19 protein-coding genes are annotated in these 18,679 nt (G+C 65.2%); 16 read left to right on the top strand and 3 right to left on the bottom strand.

From position 1 onward, the window contains the following. Window positions 1-15: 15 nt before the first annotated feature. The 3 genes from thiE to J0A90_RS12985 all read right to left on the bottom strand — a co-directional run bounded on the left by thiE (window position 16) and on the right by J0A90_RS12985 (window position 3,423). Window positions 16-702 (bottom strand): thiamine phosphate synthase, encoded by a 687-nt coding sequence (gene thiE / locus J0A90_RS12975; RefSeq protein ID WP_207036542.1) that lies wholly within the window; start codon window positions 700-702, stop codon window positions 16-18. Between the two features lie 2 nt (window positions 703-704). Further along, on the bottom strand, window positions 705-1,529 hold the full coding sequence (locus J0A90_RS12980) for a hydroxymethylpyrimidine/phosphomethylpyrimidine kinase (RefSeq protein ID WP_370635791.1): 825 nt from the start codon (window positions 1,527-1,529) through the stop codon (window positions 705-707). 139 nt (window positions 1,530-1,668) lie between these two features. After that, window positions 1,669-3,423 carry a chloride channel protein gene (locus J0A90_RS12985; protein ID WP_035473528.1) on the bottom strand — a complete coding sequence of 585 codons (1,755 nt, stop codon included), beginning with the start codon at window positions 3,421-3,423 and terminating at the stop codon, window positions 1,669-1,671. Between the two features lie 295 nt (window positions 3,424-3,718). Here J0A90_RS12985 and erpA point away from each other — a divergent pair, with 295 nt between their 5' ends. The 16 genes from erpA (at window position 3,719) to atpD (ending at window position 18,660) form a co-directional block, all read left to right on the top strand. Continuing rightward, window positions 3,719-4,072, top strand: a complete 354-nt coding sequence (gene erpA / locus J0A90_RS12990) for an iron-sulfur cluster insertion protein ErpA (RefSeq protein ID WP_035473526.1) — start codon at window positions 3,719-3,721, stop codon at window positions 4,070-4,072. A gap of 112 nt (window positions 4,073-4,184) precedes the next feature. Next, window positions 4,185-4,958: a transporter substrate-binding domain-containing protein gene (locus tag J0A90_RS12995; protein WP_207036544.1), complete on the top strand. Its 774-nt coding sequence runs from the start codon at window positions 4,185-4,187 to the stop codon at window positions 4,956-4,958. A 115-nt stretch (window positions 4,959-5,073) separates the two neighbouring features. Next, entirely contained in the window at window positions 5,074-5,742 is a 669-nt protein-coding gene (locus tag J0A90_RS13000) for an amino acid ABC transporter permease (RefSeq protein WP_035473524.1), read from the top strand. Then, window positions 5,739-6,515: an amino acid ABC transporter ATP-binding protein gene (locus J0A90_RS13005; RefSeq protein WP_304618301.1), complete on the top strand. Its 777-nt coding sequence runs from the start codon at window positions 5,739-5,741 to the stop codon at window positions 6,513-6,515. The genes J0A90_RS13000 and J0A90_RS13005 overlap by 4 nt, the downstream gene beginning before the upstream one ends. A 947-nt stretch (window positions 6,516-7,462) precedes the next feature. Further along, entirely contained in the window at window positions 7,463-9,358 is a 1,896-nt protein-coding gene (mnmG, locus tag J0A90_RS13010; RefSeq protein ID WP_207036546.1) for a tRNA uridine-5-carboxymethylaminomethyl(34) synthesis enzyme MnmG, read from the top strand. Continuing rightward, on the top strand, window positions 9,355-9,996 hold the full coding sequence (rsmG, locus tag J0A90_RS13015; protein WP_207036548.1) for a 16S rRNA (guanine(527)-N(7))-methyltransferase RsmG: 642 nt from the start codon (window positions 9,355-9,357) through the stop codon (window positions 9,994-9,996). The genes mnmG and rsmG overlap by 4 nt, the downstream gene beginning before the upstream one ends. 48 nt (window positions 9,997-10,044) lie before the next feature. Beyond that, window positions 10,045-10,812, top strand: a complete 768-nt coding sequence (locus J0A90_RS13020) for a ParA family protein (RefSeq protein WP_035473520.1) — start codon at window positions 10,045-10,047, stop codon at window positions 10,810-10,812. Between the two features lie 25 nt (window positions 10,813-10,837). Next, on the top strand, window positions 10,838-11,749 hold the full coding sequence (locus J0A90_RS13025; RefSeq protein ID WP_207036550.1) for a ParB/RepB/Spo0J family partition protein: 912 nt from the start codon (window positions 10,838-10,840) through the stop codon (window positions 11,747-11,749). A gap of 56 nt (window positions 11,750-11,805) precedes the next feature. Next, window positions 11,806-12,381: a F0F1 ATP synthase subunit I gene (locus J0A90_RS13030; RefSeq protein WP_233076761.1), complete on the top strand. Its 576-nt coding sequence runs from the start codon at window positions 11,806-11,808 to the stop codon at window positions 12,379-12,381. Window positions 12,382-12,384: 3 nt separating this feature from the next. Next, on the top strand, window positions 12,385-13,251 hold the full coding sequence (gene atpB, locus J0A90_RS13035; protein ID WP_035470106.1) for a F0F1 ATP synthase subunit A: 867 nt from the start codon (window positions 12,385-12,387) through the stop codon (window positions 13,249-13,251). A 67-nt stretch (window positions 13,252-13,318) separates the two neighbouring features. Continuing rightward, the gene (atpE, locus tag J0A90_RS13040) at window positions 13,319-13,567 is read left to right on the top strand and encodes a F0F1 ATP synthase subunit C (RefSeq protein ID WP_011508579.1); all 249 of its coding nucleotides are present in this window, start codon (window positions 13,319-13,321) and stop codon (window positions 13,565-13,567) included. A gap of 69 nt (window positions 13,568-13,636) precedes the next feature. Next, window positions 13,637-14,107 (top strand): F0F1 ATP synthase subunit B, encoded by a 471-nt coding sequence (locus tag J0A90_RS13045; protein WP_110673744.1) that lies wholly within the window; start codon window positions 13,637-13,639, stop codon window positions 14,105-14,107. A gap of 11 nt (window positions 14,108-14,118) precedes the next feature. Next, entirely contained in the window at window positions 14,119-14,667 is a 549-nt protein-coding gene (locus tag J0A90_RS13050) for a F0F1 ATP synthase subunit delta (RefSeq protein ID WP_207036551.1), read from the top strand. Window positions 14,668-14,683: 16 nt separating this feature from the next. After that, window positions 14,684-16,228, top strand: a complete 1,545-nt coding sequence (gene atpA, locus J0A90_RS13055) for a F0F1 ATP synthase subunit alpha (RefSeq protein ID WP_035470101.1) — start codon at window positions 14,684-14,686, stop codon at window positions 16,226-16,228. A gap of 71 nt (window positions 16,229-16,299) precedes the next feature. After that, a complete protein-coding gene (gene atpG, locus J0A90_RS13060) occupies window positions 16,300-17,190 on the top strand; it encodes a F0F1 ATP synthase subunit gamma (protein WP_106418975.1) in 891 nt (296 codons plus the stop codon). Window positions 17,191-17,268: 78 nt separating this feature from the next. Next, window positions 17,269-18,660: a F0F1 ATP synthase subunit beta gene (gene atpD, locus J0A90_RS13065; protein ID WP_035470099.1), complete on the top strand. Its 1,392-nt coding sequence runs from the start codon at window positions 17,269-17,271 to the stop codon at window positions 18,658-18,660. The last annotated feature ends 19 nt before the right edge of the window (window positions 18,661-18,679 follow it).

Genomic DNA, 18,679 nt, shown 5'->3' on the forward strand with positions numbered 1-18,679 from the left:
GGTCATTTCTACCCATCAACAGTTACGGAATTCAGAAATCGGTGCCAGACGCGCATCCAGCGCGCGTACCGCGGCGGCGATATCGGGGCTGGCGAAAATGGCGTTGACCACCGCCAGCAGCTCGGCGCCGGCTTCCCGCGCGGCGCCAATGGTAGCCGCCTCGATGCCGCCGATCGCCACCCGCGGCAGGCCGAAACGGGCGGCCTCGGCGAGCACGGATAGCGGCGCCGGCGGCGCCTCGGGCTTGGTGCGCGAGGCGAAGAAGCGGCCGAAGGCGAGATAGCTGGCGCCGGCATCGGCGGCCTGCGCGGCCAGCGTCAGCGAGGCGTGGCAGGTGGCGCCGATGATCGCGCTATCGCCCAGGCGCTGGCGGGCCAGCGCCAACGGGGTGTCCTGCTGGCCCAGATGCAGCCCGACCCGCTCGCCCCAGCGCTGCTGCAGACGTTCGGCCAGGGCCAGGTCGTCATTGACGATCAGCGTCACGCCGAAGCGCTCGCCGAGCGCCGCCAGCGCCGTGGCCTGGCGCCAGCGGCGCTCGGCATCCGCCGACTTGTCGCGGTACTGCAGCAGCACCACCCCGGCCGCCAGCGCCTGTTCGCAGGCCGTAAGCAGCGTATGGTCGTCCGCCAGCAGCTGGCTGTCGGTGATCGCATAGAGCCCTCGGGGCAGTGCCCCTGGCCTGCCGTCAGGTGGTGTCGGCATCGTCACTCCAGCGTGGCATCGAAGTCGGGCGCCCGCCACACCCGGTCGGGCAGAAACTGCCCCCGGCCCAGCGCCAGACCGTGATCGAGGGTATCCCAGGTAAAGCGCTGCGCCTGGGCGCAAGCGGCGGCCAGCCCTTCACCGGCGGCGAGCCGGGTAGCCAGCGCCGAGGCCAGGGTGCAGCCGGAGCCGTGATAGTCGGCGGGCAGCCGCGGCCACTGCCACTGGCGGTTGAGCTCCGGGGTATGCAGCGTATGCACCACATGCCCGGCGGTCGGCTCGCCCTCCAGCGGGTCGGTGCCGGTGACCAGCACCGCGGCACAGCCGAGCGACATCACCTCGACCACCTGGGCGACCTCGTCCGCCGCCGGCTGGGTGGCCAGCAGCGAGAGCTCGCGGCGGTTGGGGGTCAAGATATCCACAAGGGGTAAGAGGCGATTGCGGATGTCAGCGGCCAGACCGGGTGTGGATAACTCAGAACCACTGCCGCTGGCGATCACCGGGTCGACGATCAGTGGAATGCCCGGGCGCATGCGCGCCACATCGATGATCGCCGCCAGTACCTCGGCGTCGGGGATCAGACCCACCTTGATCGCGGCGATGCGAAAATCCTCGAACAGCGCGCGGGCGGCGCGGCGGATGAAGTCGCCGCTGCACGGCTCGACCGCATGCACGTCGCGGGTCGACTGCACGGTCATCGCGGTGGGGATGGTGACCGGCCAGCCGCCGCAGCCGCGCACCGCCTCGGCATCCGCCACCAGCCCGGCGCCGCCGCTGGGATCGTGCCCCGCCAGCACCAGTACCACCGGCTTGTCTTCATAACGGATCATCTGCCCCTCCCGCACCCGCTCATGGGGGCCATTGCCGTGGTGTCGAGGTAGCCTGTCAGTCGTCGCATGCGTGCTTTCCTCTTCACTCGCTGTCCGTCTAGGCGTTATCTACTCGCTATCGGTAACGAGCCTGCGCTCAGCGCTTGCGCCGATAATAATTCTCGATCGCCTCGCGGGTGATGATACCGGAAATCTTGCGGATCATCGGCGCCGTGGTGTGCTCGACGTAGAGCGCCTCTACCCCGGATTCGTTGAGGGTATCGTAGGCTTCCGACAGCGTCGCCTCCAGGTGCACCGGGGCCAGCTCCAGACGCTGCCCGGGCACCTCCTCGAGATCGATCTGCGGATGCTCGGCGAGCCAGGCATCGTCATGCAGCACGCGGGCCAGGTTGGCCGCCTTCATCGCCAGCGGCGGCTTCTCCTTGTCGTCCTGCATGATGATCAGCCAGGTCGGCTTGGCATCGAGCAGCGACTTGGCGCGCTCGTGGTCGATCACCCGCGGCGTGCGCGCCAGATTGCGCTCCATCACCGCGGGCACCGCCACCCGCGACAGCGCCTGCATCAGTGGCTGCTGCAACGGATGCAGCCCCTGCTGAGCCAGATGCGACATGAAAAAGCCCTGACAGCCGCAGAGCTGGCGCGCGGTCATCACCGCCACCACCACTGCCAGCATGCCGGGCAGCATGATCTCGGTATTGCGGGTCAACTCCAGCAGCGCCAGCAGCGCCGCCAGCGGTGCCTGCAGCGCGGCTGCCATCATCGCCGCCATGCCCAGCACCGCGTAGAGCGCCGGGGTATCGACCACGCTCGGCCACAGCATCGCGCCCAGCGCCCCCATCAGCGCACCGGTCGCCGCCCCCGAGACCAGCAGCGGGCCGATGATGCCCACCGAGACGCCGCCGGCCATGCAGATCGCGGTCAGCGCCAGCTTGACCACGGCGAGAGCCAGCAGCACATCGAGGGTCATGCTGGCATTGAGCATGCGGTCGATGCTGTCGTAGCCGATCCCCTGGACCTGTGGATACCACCAGGCGGCGAGCGCCGTCAGCCCGCCGATCAGCGCCAGACGCAGAGCGAACGGCAGCCGGGTCACCGCCGGATGGCCCTGGGCGAGTCGCACGAAGCCCCCCGCCAGCAGCCCCACCACCAGCGCGGTGAGCACGATGCCGGGCAGATCCATCAGCGAGGAGAGCTGCAACGGGGGAACGCTGAACGCCGGTTCGGCGCCGTAGACCGCCCACGACACCAGCGCGCCCATGGTCGAGGCGAGAATCACCGGCATGAAGCCGGCAATGGTGTACTCCATCATCACCACTTCCATGGCGAAGATGACCCCGGCGATGGGGGTGTTGAAAGACGCCGCGATGCCCGCCGCAGTGCCGCAGGCCACCAGCACGCGCAGGCTGTTGTGGGGCAGACGCAGACGCGAGCCGATCCAGCTCGAGGCCGCCGAGCCGAGGTGGATCGCCGGCCCCTCACGGCCGGCGGAGAGGCCGCCGATGACCGAGATCACCCCGACCCACCACTGGTTGATCCAGTTGCGCAGCGGCATCTTGCCCTGCTGATAGGCAAGGCGTTCGATCACATGACCGATCCCCATCTTCAGCGCACGGCTGGGCTGCGGCCACAGCCAGACGCCGATCAGGCAAACCGCGATCAGCGGCAGTAGCGCGCGAATCGGCGGCGGCAACGCCTCGAACGCCTCCGGGTTGCCATCGGGCATGAAGAACCAGGCGCCGAGCTTGAGCAGCAGACGGAACAGCACCATCACGCTGCCGGTGAGAATGCCGGCGAAGATGCCCAGCAGGCACAGCTGAGGCATGGCATCGACGCTCGCCAACTGGCTGCGGAAACGATCGAGACTCAGACGTCGCAGAGCGAACCTCGGCATGCGTGAACCGCCCTCCTGGATTGCCCGATGGCCAGCATCCGCCTTTTGTGGGATACGCCGCGGCCACCGAGCGAGCGTGAAACGGTCATGACATCATACACGCTCGGCGACCCGCCCGGGCCCGGGTGACTTCCACGCGCGAGCGGCGGGCGTGGTCATATCCCCCTATGGCGACCGCGCCAAAGTTGACCCTTTTACTGGGTATTAACGATAATGGCCCCATCGACAGGCGATCCGGCCTGCGCAACCCTTCCACCGACGAGGTCGGCACCCCCGACACTCAGGGAACGTGACGATGAGTACAGTGGAGTCCTTCGCTCCGACCCCGATGTTCTTCACCGATGCCGCCGCCCGCCGGGTCAAGGCGCTGATCGCGGCGGAGAACAACCCCGACCTCAAGCTGCGGGTCTACGTCACCGGCGGCGGCTGTTCCGGCTTTCAGTACGGCTTCGATCTCGCCGATCAGCTCGCCGAAGATGACACCGTGATCGACAACGACGGCGTAAGCCTAGTGGTGGATGCGCTCTCCTATCAGTATCTGGTCGGCTCCACCGTCGACTATGAAGAGGGCCTGGCCGGCGCCCGCTTCCTGGTCAAGAATCCCAACGCTCAGTCCACCTGCGGCTGCGGCGCTTCTTTCTCGGTGTGACCCGGCGCGGCGGGTCTCGCCGCCGCGCGCCCATCGTCTCTCTTGACGCTAGCCCCGGACCTCCTCAAGGTAGTGAGTGATTGTTTTGCTCAATCAACCACTTGAGGTCTACATGAAAAACAACGCTCGCCTCCGCAAGACACTGGCCCTCTCCGCCCTGGCGCTCTGCCTGGGCGTCGGCGGTGTGGCCAACGCCCAACAGACCACGCTCAAGGCCGTCACCGATCCCAGCTTCGTCCCGTTCGAGATGATGGATCAGGACAGCGGCAAGATGGTCGGGTTCGACATGGATATCCTGCAGGAAGTCGCCGATCGCGCCGGCTTCGACGTCGATCTCAAGACCATGGATTTCAACGGCATCATCCCCGCGGTACAGACCGGCAACGTCGATCTGGCCATCGCCGGCATCACCATCACCGACGAGCGCCAGAAGATCGTCGACTTCAGCGATCCCTACTACGACTCCGGCCTGCGCATCCTGGTCAAGGATGGTAGCGAGGTGAAGACGCTCGATGACCTCGCCGGCAAGCGCATCGGCACCAAGATCGGCTCCACCAGCTACGACTTCCTCCAGAAGCAGCTCGGCGACAAGGCCGAGATCACGCCCTACCCGGGCAGCTCCGACATGTACATGGCGCTGATGGGCGGCAACGTCGATGCCGTGTTCTACGACGCCCCCAATGTCGGCTACTTCGCCCAGACCAAGGGCAAGGGCAAGGTCGAGACGGTCGGCCCGCTCTACGAAGGCCAGCAGTACGGCATCGCCCTGGCCAAGGGCAGCGACTGGGTCGAACCGGTCAATCAGGCGCTCGCCGCGATGCACAAGGACGGCAGCTACGACGAGATCTACGAGAAGTGGTTCGGCAAGGCGCCGGACGCCAAGTAACGCTGCATCCCGAGCGGGCCGGAGACACCTCCGGCCCGCTGCCTTCGGGCCCTGATATCGCGGCGTGGCGACGGCGTCGGTCGTCGCTGGCGTCCGCTCGACGGAGACCTCCTTCGTGGACCTGCATTTTCAGTTCGACTGGCAGGCGGCGATCGCCTCCCTGCCCTATCTGCTCAAGGGTGTGCCCTACACCCTGCTGATCTCCTTCGGTGGCCTGGCCATCGGTTTCGTCATCGGCATGCTCTTCGGTCTGATGCGTATCGCCCCCAGCCGCTGGCTGCGCTATCCCGCCGTCTTCTATATCGAAGTGTTCCGCGGTACCCCGGTACTGGTCCAGGTGCTGTTCATCTTCTACGGGCTGCCGACCCTGCTGGGCGGGCCGATCGATGCGCTCACCGCAGGGATCGCTGCCATCGCGCTCAACGCCGGGGCCTATATCTCGGAGATCGTGCGCGGCGGCGTGCAGTCGATCGAGCGCGGCCAGCGCGAGGCGGGGCTGTCGCTGGGCCTCTCCGCGACCCAGACCTTCCAGTACATCATCTGGCCCCAGGCGCTGCGGCGCATGATCCCGGCCCTCGGCAACCAGGGCATCGTCAGCATCAAGGACACCTCGCTGTTCTCGGTGATCGGGGTAGGAGAGCTGGTGCGCCAGGGTCAGGTCTACATCGCCCAGACCTTCACCGCGCTGGAGGTCTACTTCATGATCGCGCTGCTCTATCTGGCGATCACCCTGAGCCTGTCGATGGCTCTGAGTCTGCTCGAACGCAAGGGGCTGGTGGGATGAAAGACGACAAGCAGATCCAGCGCGACGCGACGCCGATCGTGCGCCTCGACAAGGTCAACAAGCACTTCGGCGAGCTGCACGTGATGCGCGACATCGACCTCAGCGTGGCCCCGGGCGAGGTGGTGGTGATCATCGGTGCCAGCGGTTCGGGCAAGTCGACCCTGATCCGCTGCGTCAACGGGCTGGAGCCGTTCCAGTCCGGACGTATCGAGGTCGACGGCAAGACCCTGGCCCCCCACGGCGCCAGCGGCAAGTCGCTGCAGGCGGTACGCACCGAGGTCGGCATGGTGTTCCAGCAGTTCAACCTGTTCCCTCACCTGTCGATTCGCGACAACGTGACCCTGGCCCCGCGCAAGGTGCGTGGCTGGTCGCGCCGGCAGGCCAACACCACCGCCGAGCGCCTGCTGGAGCGCGTGGGAATCGCCGATCAGGCCGACAAGTACCCCAGCCAGCTCTCCGGCGGCCAGCAGCAGCGCGTGGCGCTGGCCCGGGCGCTGGCCATGGAGCCGCGGCTGATGCTGTTCGACGAGCCCACCTCGGCGCTGGATCCGGAGATGATCGGCGAAGTCCTGGATGCCATGCGCGAACTGGCCAAGGATGGCATGACCATGATGATCGTGACCCATGAAATGGGCTTCGCGCGTGAAGTCGCCGACCGCGTGGTGTTCGTGCACGGCGGCGAGATCGTCGAGCAGGGAACGCCGGAAGCGGTCTTCGACGACCCCCAGCATGAGCGCACCCGCGCTTTCCTTTCCCGCGTGCTGAAACACTGAACCCTCTCCCACCCGGCAAGAACGTGGCCACCCCAGCGGTGGCCCGTTCTCGCTAGCTTCGACCGTCTATCATGAGCCCCTGGCTGGCTGCAGCTCCTGTCGCCGCTCTGTCTTCGCGTCATGCCCCTACCCCTGAAGCCCATTGCCAAACCCGCTGACGCTGGGCGCCGGGGGCAGGACAAAGCGAGGGTCCTTTGTCAGGGATGGCAAAGGTAGCGCCCAGGAAAGGGTTCACAGCGCCCTCGCGACGACCCGCCCCCGGATAAGCCCATATCGTCCAGCGGTTGTGAAAGACGCTCTTACCCCCTCCCTGGGCACCGGATTCCTCTCGGTATCACCCTCGAATCACCTTGGAATCGTCTCGAGATCTGCACGCGATAGCGCCAGAAAGGTTATCCCGAGCGGTTTTTTCCGCCTGTGGATAGTTTTTCGCCCTATCTGGACCCAGCCCGCGTCGGGCGCGTCTTCCAGCGCGATATTCATGCTGGGGACCGTCACGGTGACAGCAGGCGTATGTAGCGGTGGACAAGCGCTGAGTCGCTGACGCTGTGTATAAAGCCGCTTTTCGTCCACAGCTTGAGCGCTGCCTGTCAGCAGCCTCATCAGTGCTTTTCAATGTTTTCGATAACAATCCAAGAGCATGTTTTATATAGAGAAAATCTGCTTGTCCACAAAATATGCCCACACCAGTAGTAACCATCACTACAGAACTTCTTTTCTATTTTTCTTTATTTTTTTAGTAATGACTCTGTGCTCTGGCTGACACCGCCACGCGGTGTGGAAAACCCCTGACGGTTACCCACAGGACGTTTATACTGGGCGGCTTTCGCGACTCCGGTCGCCGCTGCTGGTGGGATCCTTGACTCCGAGTCAACAATCCCGCCGGGTAGCCATTTCGAGATTCATTCACTGTCGGGTGCCGGTTCGAGCACTCAACGAGGTGGACTGTGGAGTACCCAGACCGCTTTCAGGTCATCGTCATCGGTGGCGGCCACGCCGGCACCGAAGCCGCGTTGGCAGCGGCCCGCAGCGGCGCACGCACGCTGCTGCTGACACACAACATCGAGACGCTGGGCCAGATGTCGTGCAATCCGGCCATCGGTGGCATCGGCAAGAGTCATCTGGTCAAGGAGATCGATGCGCTCGGCGGCGCCATGGCCACCGCGACCGATCTCGCCGGGATCCAGTTCCGCGTGCTCAACTCACGCAAGGGTCCGGCGGTGCGGGCGACCCGTGCTCAGGCTGACCGTGTGCGCTACAAGGCCGCCATTCGCTCGCTGCTGGAAAACCAGGCGAACCTGACGCTGTTCCAGCAGGGGGTCGACGATCTGGTTGTGGATAACGACCGGGTCACCGGTGTGGTCACCCAGACCGGCATCCGCTTCATGGCCGATACCGTGGTGCTGTGTACCGGGACCTTCCTCGGCGGGGTGATCCATATCGGTCTCGACCACCACGCTGGCGGCCGTGCCGGCGATCCGCCGGCCAACGCCCTGGCCCAGCGGCTACGCGCGCTGCCGTTCCGGGTCGATCGGCTGAAGACCGGCACGCCGCCGCGGATCGACGCCAAGAGCGTCGATTTCAGCCGGCTCGAGCCGCAGCCGGGCGATACGCCGCTGCCGGTGATGTCCTATCTGGGGTCGCGCGAGCAGCATCCGCGTCAGGTCGATTGCTACATCGCCCACACCAACGCCCGGACCCACGAGATCATCTTCGCCAATCTCGATCGCTCACCGATGTACTCCGGGGTGATCGAAGGCGTCGGCCCGCGCTACTGCCCGTCGATCGAGGACAAGGTCCATCGCTTCGCCGACAAGTCGAGCCACCAGATCTTTCTCGAGCCCGAGGGGCTCGATACCCACGAGCTCTACCCCAACGGTATCTCGACCTCACTGCCGTTCGACGTTCAGCTGCAGGTAGTGCGCTCGATCGAGGGGCTGGAGAACGCGCATATCACGCGTCCCGGCTACGCCATCGAGTACGACTTCTTCGATCCGCGGGATCTCAAGCACTCGCTGGAAACCAAATTTATCCACAACCTGTTTTTCGCCGGCCAGATCAACGGCACCACGGGTTACGAGGAGGCCGGCGCTCAGGGGCTGCTGGCGGGCATCAACGCGGCACGGCGGGCACGCGGTGAATCCGCCTGGTGGCCGCGCCGCGACGAGGCCTACCTCGGCGTGCTGGTGGATGACCTGATCACCCTGGGCACCCAGGAGCCCTACCGCATGTTCACCTCGCGCGCCGAGTACCGGCTGCTGCTGCGCGAGGACAATGCCGACCTGCGCCTGACCGCCGCCGGACGCGAGCTCGGGCTGGTCGACGACCAGCGCTGGGCGGCGTTCGAGGCCAAGCGCGAGCGCATCGCCCGCGAGAGCGAGCGCCTGCGCACGACCTGGATCCAGCCCGGCACCCCGGGCGCCGATACCCTCGCGGCCAAGCTCGGGCAACCGCTGGCGCGGGAGTACAACCTGATGGATCTGCTCAAGCGTCCGGAACTCACCTACGCCGACGTGGCATCGCTCAAGGGCGAAGCGGAGTGCGACGAGACGGTCGCCGAGCAGGTCCAGATCGAGGCCAAGTACGCCGGTTACATCGCGCGCCAGCAGGAAGAGATCGAGCGGCTCAAGCGCCACGAGGCGACCCCGCTGCCGGAGGCGCTGGATTACGCCAAGGTCGAGGGGCTCTCCCACGAGATTCGCCAGAAGCTCGAGCAGGCGCGGCCGCAGACCCTGGGTCAGGCCGGACGCATCTCCGGGGTCACCCCGGCGGCAGTCTCGATTCTGCTGATCCATCTCAAGAAACGTCGCCTGATCGACGACAGCCAGGCGCTGCGTGCATGACCCCGGCCTGCGAACGCATTCTCGACCAGGGTCTGGCGGCGCTCGAAGTGGCCATCGACGCCGCCCAGCGCCAGCGGCTGCTGGCGCTGCTGGGGCTGTTGCACAAGTGGAACCGCGCCTATAACCTCACCGCAGTGCGCGAGCCCGAGGCCATGGTCGCACGGCATCTGCTCGACAGCGCCAGCGTGGCCTTCGCGGTGCGCGGTCCGCGGCTTCTGGATGTCGGTGCCGGCCCCGGTTTTCCCGGTCTGGTGCTGGCCATTCTCGACCCGCAGCTGGCGGTCACACTGCTCGACAGCAACGGCAAGAAGGTTCGCTTCCAGCGCCAGGCAGTGATGGAGCTGGGGCTCGACAACGTCACCTGCGCGCAGCATCGGGTGGAGGCCTTCAGCGGCGAGTACGACCAGATCATCTCGCGCGCCTTCGCCGCACTGGGCGATTTCGTCGGCCTGACCGAGCCGCTGCTGGCGGCCGACGGCGAATGGCTGGCGATGAAGGGGGGCCTCGAGGCGGACGAGCGCGAGGCGCTGCCCGCCGGGGTGAGCATCGAGACCCGCCAGGCGCTCGAGGTGCCGGGGCTCGACGGGGCCGAACGCCAGCTTTTGCGGCTGCGCCGCACCGCGGGCGGCGATCGATAGCGACGGCGCATCGCCGTTGCGCTGCAGTTTCGACGAAGGGAGTCGCCAGTGACCAGAATCATCGCCTTGACCAACCAGAAGGGCGGCGTCGGCAAGACCACCACCGCGGTCAATCTGGCGGCCTGCCTGGCGGCGCTCGACCGCCGCGTGCTGCTGATCGATCTCGATCCGCAGGGCCACGCCACCATGGGTAGCGGCGTCGACAAGCACGATCTCGACGGCAGCGTGCTCGACGTGCTGCTGGGCGACAAGAGCGCCGCCGAGGTGATCGTCGACTGCGCCGTGGCCGGCTATGCGTTGCTGCCGGGCAACGGCGATCTCACCGCCGCCGAGGTCGACCTGCTCGACCGCGACGGCCGGGAGCGGGTGCTGACCCGGGCGATCGACAGCGTGGCCGCGGACTACGACGTGGTGATCATCGACTGCCCGCCGTCGCTCAACATGCTCACCGTCAACGCCCTGACCGCGGCCAACGGCGTGCTGATTCCGGTGCAGTGCGAGTTCTATGCCCTCGAAGGGCTCTCGGCGCTGCTCGATACCGTCGAGCAGATCCAGGAGAGCGTGAACCCCAATCTCGAGATCTTCGGCATCGTGCGTACCATGTTCGACCCGCGCAACAGCCTGACGCGGGACGTCAGCAAGCAGCTCGGTCAATATTTCGGCGACTCGCTGCTCAAGGCCACCATCCCGCGCAACGTGCGCGTCGCCGAAGCGCCCAGCCACGGGCTGCCGGTCACCAAGTACGCCCGCCTGTCGCGGGGCAGCCAGGCGCATCGCGTGCTGGCCAAGGAACTGATTCGCCGCCTGGCGCTGTAATGATGATCTCTGCGAGGAACACGCCATGACGACGCGCAAACGTCCGCTGGGACGCGGGCTCGATGCCCTGATCGGTTCGGGGGCCCGGCGCCGCGACGGCAGCGTGACCGAGAGCGCCGCCGACGCCGCGCCGGCCCAGGCGCTGCCGGCGGGCGAGGGCGGTGGTGACCGGCTCGAACGCCTGCCGCTGCGTCAGCTCAGCCGGGGCAAGTATCAGCCGCGCCGCGATATCCAGCCGGAAGCGCTCGAAGAGCTGGCCGATTCGATCCGTGCCCAGGGCGTGATGCAGCCGATCGTGGTGCGTCAGATCGGTGCCGAGCGCTACGAGATCATTGCCGGTGAGCGCCGCTGGCGCGCCTCCCAGCTGGCCGAGCTGGAGACCATCCCGGCGGTGATCCGCGAGGTCAGCGACGAGGTCGCGCTGGCGCTGGCGCTGATCGAGAACATCCAGCGCGAGAATCTCAATCCGGTCGAGGAGGCGATGGCGCTCAAGCGTCTGCTCGACGAATTCGAGCTGACCCAGCAGCAGGTCGCCGATGCGGTCGGCCGCTCGCGCGCCCAGGTCGCCAACCTGTTGCGTCTGCTGGCGCTGGACCCGCACGTGCAGACGCTGCTCGAGCGTGGCGATCTCGACATGGGTCATGCCCGGGCCCTGCTCAGCCTGTCCGCGGCCAAGCAGCGCCAGGCCGCCCACGAGGTGGTGTCGCGGGAGCTCACCGTGCGTCAGACCGAGGCGCTGGTGAAGCAGATCGCCGAGGGGCGCAAGAAGCCCGACGACAAGCGCCCGCCGGCGGACGTGGGGCGGCTCGAGAATCGCCTCGCCGACCTGCTCGGTGCGCCGGTCAAGATTCATCACAACGCCTCGGGCAAGGGGCGGGTCACCATTCGCTACACCAGCCTCGACGAGCTCGACGGCATTCTCGGGCACATCCGCTGAGGCCTGCGCGCTGGCAAGGCGCTTCGGGGCGAAAACGTTTAGCGCGATAATGGAATTTGCGCACTTTTCGTGATCGTTTTTCGCGCAGGACGCCTCAGATCGGTGCAGGTTCGGTTGATGCGGCATGGCCGCTTCTCTATAATCCGCCGAGGTTTGCCAGGCGCACGCCGAACGCAGCGACGACAAAATACGCATTCAGAATCAACGGCGAGACCGACGCCATGCAACCAAGGGCACCGGCCAGGCTTCCTAGACCGCGCATCGCGGCGATGATTCTCGTGCAGTTCGGCGGCGTGATGGGCATGGCCCTGATCGCCTGGGGCGTCCTGGGGCAGGGCGTGGCGCTATCGCTTTTGTGCGGTGGGCTCGTCGCGGCCGTGCCCAGTGCCTTCTTCGCTTGGCGCGCCTTCCGCTACCAGGGAGCGGGGCAGGCGCGATACATCGTCAAGAGCTTCTACCACGCCGAGGCCGGCAAGTTCGGTTTGACGGCGGCACTGTTCACGCTGGTGTTCGTGGCCGTGCCCCCCTCAAACCCCGCTTTCTTCTTTGGCGCTTATGTGCTGACGCTGCTGCTGCAGTGGCTGGGGCCCTGGCTGCTGCGCCGTCCGTCACACATTCAATCTCGAGGCTGAACCATGGCTGGCAACAACCCGACGAGTACGGAGTACATTCAGCACCACCTGCAGAACATGACCTTCGGTCTGCATCCGGAGCATGGCTGGTCGCTGGCGCACTCTGCCGCAGAGGCCCGTGAAATGGGCTTCTGGGCGATCCATGTCGACACCATGGGATGGTCCATCGGGTTGGGGGTGCTGTTCCTGTATCTGTTCCGCCTGGTTGCCAAGCGCGCTTCCACCGGTGTGCCCACCGGTCTGCAGAACTTCGTCGAAATGATGGTCGAGTTCGTCGACGGTTCGGTGCGCGAGACCTTCCACGGCAAGAGCAAGCTGGTCGCCCCGCTGGCGCTGACCATCTTCTGCTGGATCTTCTTGATGAACCTGATGGACCTGGTGCCGGTGGACTTCCTGCCGATGCTGGCCCAGAAGGTCGGTGCCTGGTTCGGTGCCGATCCGGCGCACGTCTACTTCAAGGTCGTGCCGACCACCGACGTCAACGCCACCTTCGGCATGTCGCTGTCGGTCTTCGCGCTGATCATTTTCTATTCGATTCGTACCAAGGGCCTCTCCGGCTTCCTCGCCGAGCTGACCCTGCATCCGTTCAACACGCCCAACAAATTCGCCCAGATCCTGTTGATTCCGGTCAATCTTCTGCTTGAGCTCGTCACCCTTCTGGCCAAACCGGTCTCTCTGGCGTTGCGACTCTTCGGTAACCTCTACGCCGGTGAGTTGATCTTCATCCTGATCGCGATGATCGGACTGTGGCAGCTGCCGCTGCACTTCCCGTGGGCGGTGTTCCACATCCTGATCATCACGCTGCAGGCATTCATCTTCATGATGCTCACCATCGTCTATCTCAGCATGGCGACCGAAGAGCAGCATTGAGACGCGTTTCCTTCAACCCCTAACCCGTAAACTCGACTGCAAGACTGACTGAAAACTGGAGACAACCATGGAAGCACAAGTTCTGGGCATGACCGCGATTGCCGTTTCTCTGCTGATCGGCCTCGGCGCACTGGGTACCGCCATCGGTTTCGGTATTCTGGGTGGCAAGTTCCTGGAAGGCGCCGCGCGTCAGCCGGAGATGATCCCGCAGCTACAGGTCAAGATGTTCATCGTCGCTGGTCTGCTCGACGCCGTGACCATGATCGGCGTGGGTATCGCTCTGTTCTTCACCTTCGCCAACCCGTTTGTCGGTTAACGTCGCCGTCTACGGCCCGTGTGGCCGCGGTGACCTTAACCCCAAACTTGTGACGCGAGAGGTGCTGGCGTGAATCTGAACCTTACACTGATTGGTCAGGCCATTGCCTTTGCGGTCTTCGTCTGGTTCTGCATGAAGTATGTATGGCCGCCGGTCATGCAGGCGCTGCAGGAACGACAGAAGAAGATCGCCGACGGTCTGGATGCGGCCAGCCGTGCTACCCGCGATCTCGAAGTGGCTCAGGAAAAAGCCGAAGAGACGCTCAAGGAGAGCAAGGAGCAGGCGCAGCAGATCCTCGAACAGGCCAACAAGCGGGCCAATCAGATCGTCGAAGAGGCCCGTGACAACGCGCGGGCGGAAGGCGAGCGCATCATTGCAGGCGCTCGCAGCGAAATCGATCAGGAGATCAATCGCGCGAAGGAAGAGCTGCGTGCCCAGGTGGCGCTGCTGGCCGTGGCCGGCGCCGAGCGCATCCTGGAATCCTCCATCGACGAATCGAAGCATCGTGAACTCGTCGACAAGCTCGCTGCCGAGCTCTAAGGAGGCGCACCATGGCTCAAACGTCTAGCGAAACCGTTGCACGACCCTACGCCAAGGCGGCGTTCGAGTTCGCGCGCGACAAGCAGGCGCTTCAAGCGTGGTCTCAGAGTCTTGCCCTGGCCGCGCAGGTGGCCGGGAACGCGGATGTGGGCGAGCGTGTGCTGGGCAATCCGCGGCTGACCGCCGCGGACAAGACCCGGCTGCTGCTGGAAGTGTGCGGCGACGACCTGAACGACACGAGCGTGCAGAACTTTCTGCACCTCGTCGGCGAGAAGGGGCGTCTGGCTGCACTGCCCGACATCTTCGAGGAGTTCGAGGCGCTGCGCGCCCAGGAAGAGAAGCGGGTCGACGTCACCATCGTCTCCGCCTTCGACCTGGACGAGGCGCAGCAGAACGTCCTCGCCGAGGCTCTGAAGAAGCGTCTGAATCGTGAAATCTCCATTACCACTCAGGTGGACCGCGAGCTGTTGGGCGGCGTGATCCTGCGTACCGGCGACACCGTCATCGACGGGTCGGTACGCGGTCGATTGCAGCGTCTGCGCGAAGCGCTCACCGCTTGAGTTCGAGGGACATGGCATGCAGCAACTGAATCCTTCCGAGATCAGCGACATCATCAAACAGCGTATCGACAAGCTGGATGTCGCCTCCGAAGCCCGTAATCAGGGCACCGTCGTCAGCGTCGCTGACGGCATCGTCCGCATCCACGGCCTGGCCGATGCGATGCTCGGCGAAATGATCGAATTCCCCGGTGGCGTCTACGGCATGGCGCTCAACCTCGAGCGCGACAGCGTCGGCGCCGTGGTCCTGGGTGACTATCTCGAGCTCGAAGAGGGCATGACCGCGCAGTGCACCGGTCGTATCCTCGAAGTGCCGGTAGGTCCGGAGCTGGTCGGCCGCGTGGTCGATGCGCTGGGCAACCCGATCGATGGCAAGGGCGACATCGAGACCACCCAGACCGACGCGATCGAGAAGGTCGCTCCGGGCGTCATCACCCGTCAGTCGGTCGACCAGCCGGTGCAGACCGGCCTCAAGTCGATCGACGCCATGGTGCCGATCGGCCGCGGCCAGCGTGAGCTGATCATCGGTGACCGTCAGATCGGTAAGTCCGCGGTGGCGATCGACACGATCATCAACCAGAAGGGCACCGGGGTCACCTGTATCTACGTCGCGATCGGTCAGAAGCAGTCGACCATCGCCAATGTGGTGCGCAAGCTCGAAGAGCACGGCGCCATGGACCACACCATCGTGGTCGCCGCCGGCGCCGCCGATCCGGCCGCCATGCAGTACCTGGCGCCCTACGCCGGCTGCACCATGGGCGAGTACTTCCGCGACCGTGGCGAAGATGCGCTGATCGTCTACGACGACCTCTCCAAGCAGGCCGTCGCCTACCGTCAGATCTCGCTGCTGCTGCGCCGTCCGCCGGGCCGTGAAGCCTATCCGGGTGACGTCTTCTACCTCCACTCGCGTCTGCTCGAGCGCGCCGCGCGCGTCAACGCCGAGTACGTCGAGAAGTTCACCAACGGTGAAGTGAAGGGCAAGACCGGCTCGCTGACCGCGCTGCCGATCATCGAGACCCAGGGTGGCGACGTCTCGGCGTTCGTTCCCACCAACGTGATCTCGATCACCGACGGCCAGATCTTCCTCGAGACCGGCCTGTTCAACTCGGGTATCCGTCCGGCCATCAACGCCGGTCTCTCGGTCTCCCGTGTGGGTGGTTCGGCCCAGACCAAGATCATCAAGAAGCTCGGCGGCGGTGTGCGTCTGGCGCTGGCTCAGTACCGTGAGCTGGCGGCGTTCTCGCAGTTCGCGTCCGACCTAGACGAGGCGACCCGCAAGCAGCTCGAGCACGGTCAGCGTGTCACCGAGCTGATGAAGCAGAAGCAGTACTCGCCGATGTCCGTGGCTCAGATGGCGCTGACGCTGTACGCCGCCAACGAAGGCTATCTGGACGATGTCGCGGTCGACAAGGTCCTCGATTTCGAGCGTGCCCTGCAGGACTACATGAAGTCCGAGCACGCCGACCTGCTCGACAAGATCAACTCAAGCGGCGGCTACGACGACGAGATCCAGAAGGGTCTTAAGTCGGGTCTCGAGTCGTTCAAGTCCACTCAGACCTGGTAAGCGGTGCGGCCCGCCCCCTCCGGGAGCGGGCCGCCTCGCCCAGCTGAGCGGCAGGAATCAGGTGATCCGCGATGGCAGCTGCAAAAGAGATCAAATCCCAGATCGGGAGCATCAAGAACACGCAGAAAATCACCAGCGCCATGGAAATGGTCGCTGCGTCGAAGATGCGTCGGGCCCAGGACCGCATGGCGGCCAGCCAGCCCTATGCCAACCTGATCCGCCGGGTGGTCGGCCACGTCGCCAAGGCCAATCCGGAGTACCGTCACGAATATACCCTCGAGCGTGAGGTCAAGCGCGTGGGCTATATCGTGGTCTCCAGTGATCGGGGCCTGGCCGGCGGCTTGAACGTCAATCTGTTCAAGGCCGTGGTCAACCACGCCCGCGACTGGCACGACAAGGGTGTCGGCGCCGACTTCGCGGCCATCGGCAGCAAGGCCGGCGGCTTCTTCCGCAAGCGTGGCGGCAACCTGCTGGCGGCCAAGAAAGGGCTCGGCGATGCGCCGGAAGTCCAGGATCTGGTCGGCAGCATCAAGGTGATGCTCGATGCCTTCGACGAAGGCAGTCTGGATCGGCTCTACGTGGTGTACAACGAGTTCGTCAACACCATGAGCCAGAAACCCGTGGTGCGTCAGCTCCTGCCGCTCGAGGCGGTCGAGGACGACACCCAGGGCGATGAACAACCCAGTCCCGGTACGAATCAGGGTAATTGGGACTACCTGTATGAGCCGGATGCCAAGACCCTGCTCGATCACCTGCTGGTTCGCTACGTCGAATCCCAGGTGTATCAGGCCGTGGTCGAGAACGCGGCCTGCGAGCAGGCTGCGCGCATGATCGCGATGAAGAACGCGACCGACAACGCTGGCAATCTGATTGACGATCTGCAACTGGTGTACAACAAGGCGCGTCAGGCGGCCATTACCCAGGAAATTTCGGAAATCGTCGGTGGTGCCGCGGCGGTATGACGACGTCGCCCCGCGGGGCGACGCTCGCGAGTACGGCTTGGCCTACAGGTTTCATTTGCAGGTTTACGAGGAACCACTATGAGCGGACGTATCGTACAAATCATCGGCGCGGTGGTTGACGTAGAGTTTCCGCGGGACAATGTCCCCAAGGTCTACGACGCGCTGACGGTCTCGGGCAAAGAGGCCATTCTCGAAGTGCAACAGCAGCTCGGCGACGGCGTGGTGCGCGCCATCGTCATGGGCTCCAGTGAAGGTCTGCAGCGCGGCATCGACGTGGCCAACACCGGTGCCCCGATCTCCGTGCCGGTGGGCAAGGAGACGCTGGGCCGCATCATGAACGTGCTCGGCGAGCCGATCGACGAAGCCGGCGACATCGGTGGCAGTGCCAGCGCCGACGTCGAGCGCATGCCGATCCACCGTCAGGCACCGACCTACGCCGAGCAGGCCGCGTCGAGCGAACTGCTCGAGACCGGCATCAAGGTCATCGACCTGGTCTGCCCGTTCGCCAAGGGCGGCAAGGTCGGCCTGTTCGGCGGCGCCGGCGTGGGCAAGACCGTCAACATGATGGAGCTGATCCGTAACATCGCCACCGAGCACAGCGGTTACTCGGTGTTTGCCGGTGTCGGTGAGCGTACGCGTGAAGGTAACGACTTCTACCACGAGATGCAGGAGTCGAACGTTCTCGACAAGGTCGCACTCGTCTACGGCCAGATGAACGAGCCGCCGGGCAACCGTCTGCGCGTGGCCCTGACCGGCCTGACCATCGCCGAGAAGTTCCGTGACGAAGGTCGCGACGTACTGCTGTTCGTCGACAACATCTACCGCTACACCCTGGCCGGTACCGAAGTGTCGGCCCTGCTGGGTCGTATGCCGTCGGCGGTGGGCTACCAGCCGACCCTGGCCGAAGAGATGGGCGCCCTGCAGGAGCGTATCACCTCGACCAAGACCGGCTCGATCACCTCCGTGCAGGCCGTCTACGTGCCCGCGGACGACCTGACCGACCCGTCGCCGGCGACCACCTTCGCCCACCTCGACTCCACCGTGACGCTGTCGCGCTCGATCGCCGAGCTGGGTATCTACCCGGCCGTCGACCCGCTCGACTCCACCTCGCGTCAGCTCGACCCGCTGGTGGTCGGCGAGGAGCACTACGACACCGCGCGCGGCGTGCAGAACGTGCTCCAGCGTTACAAGGAGCTCAAGGACATCATCGCCATCCTGGGGATGGACGAGCTCTCCGACGAGGACAAGCTGGCGGTATCGCGGGCGCGTAAGATCCAGCGCTTCCTGTCGCAGCCGTTCTTCGTCGCCGAGGTGTTCACCGGCGCGCCCGGCAAGTACGTCTCGCTCAAGGAGACCATCCGTGGCTTCCAGGGCATCCTCAACGGTGACTACGACGACATGCCCGAGCAGGCTTTCTACATGGTCGGCACCATCGACGAAGCGGTCGAGAAAGCCAAGAGCATGAAGTAAGTCAGCCTGGTTCCGGGGT

Origin of the sequence: Salinicola sp. DM10 (assembly GCF_017306975.2) — a bacterium.
Lineage (GTDB): Bacteria > Pseudomonadota > Gammaproteobacteria > Pseudomonadales > Halomonadaceae > Salinicola.

Excerpts from the sequence above, each read along its gene's own strand:
- atpG (WP_106418975.1), top strand. The coding sequence starts at position 16,300 with ATGGCAGCTGCAAAAGAGATCAAATCCCAGATCGGGAGCATCAAGAAC.
- J0A90_RS13025 (WP_207036550.1), top strand. The coding sequence starts at position 10,838 with ATGACGACGCGCAAACGTCCGCTGGGACGCGGGCTCGATGCCCTGATC.
- J0A90_RS13050 (WP_207036551.1), top strand. The coding sequence starts at position 14,119 with ATGGCTCAAACGTCTAGCGAAACCGTTGCACGACCCTACGCCAAGGCG.
- J0A90_RS13005 (WP_304618301.1), top strand. The coding sequence starts at position 5,739 with ATGAAAGACGACAAGCAGATCCAGCGCGACGCGACGCCGATCGTGCGC.
- atpD (WP_035470099.1), top strand. The coding sequence starts at position 17,269 with ATGAGCGGACGTATCGTACAAATCATCGGCGCGGTGGTTGACGTAGAG.
- thiE (WP_207036542.1), bottom strand. The coding sequence starts at position 702 with ATGCCGACACCACCTGACGGCAGGCCAGGGGCACTGCCCCGAGGGCTC.
- erpA (WP_035473526.1), top strand. The coding sequence starts at position 3,719 with ATGAGTACAGTGGAGTCCTTCGCTCCGACCCCGATGTTCTTCACCGAT.
- J0A90_RS12995 (WP_207036544.1), top strand. The coding sequence starts at position 4,185 with ATGAAAAACAACGCTCGCCTCCGCAAGACACTGGCCCTCTCCGCCCTG.
- atpA (WP_035470101.1), top strand. The coding sequence starts at position 14,684 with ATGCAGCAACTGAATCCTTCCGAGATCAGCGACATCATCAAACAGCGT.
- atpB (WP_035470106.1), top strand. The coding sequence starts at position 12,385 with ATGGCTGGCAACAACCCGACGAGTACGGAGTACATTCAGCACCACCTG.
- atpE (WP_011508579.1), top strand. The coding sequence starts at position 13,319 with ATGGAAGCACAAGTTCTGGGCATGACCGCGATTGCCGTTTCTCTGCTG.
- J0A90_RS12985 (WP_035473528.1), bottom strand. The coding sequence starts at position 3,423 with ATGCCGAGGTTCGCTCTGCGACGTCTGAGTCTCGATCGTTTCCGCAGC.
- rsmG (WP_207036548.1), top strand. The coding sequence starts at position 9,355 with ATGACCCCGGCCTGCGAACGCATTCTCGACCAGGGTCTGGCGGCGCTC.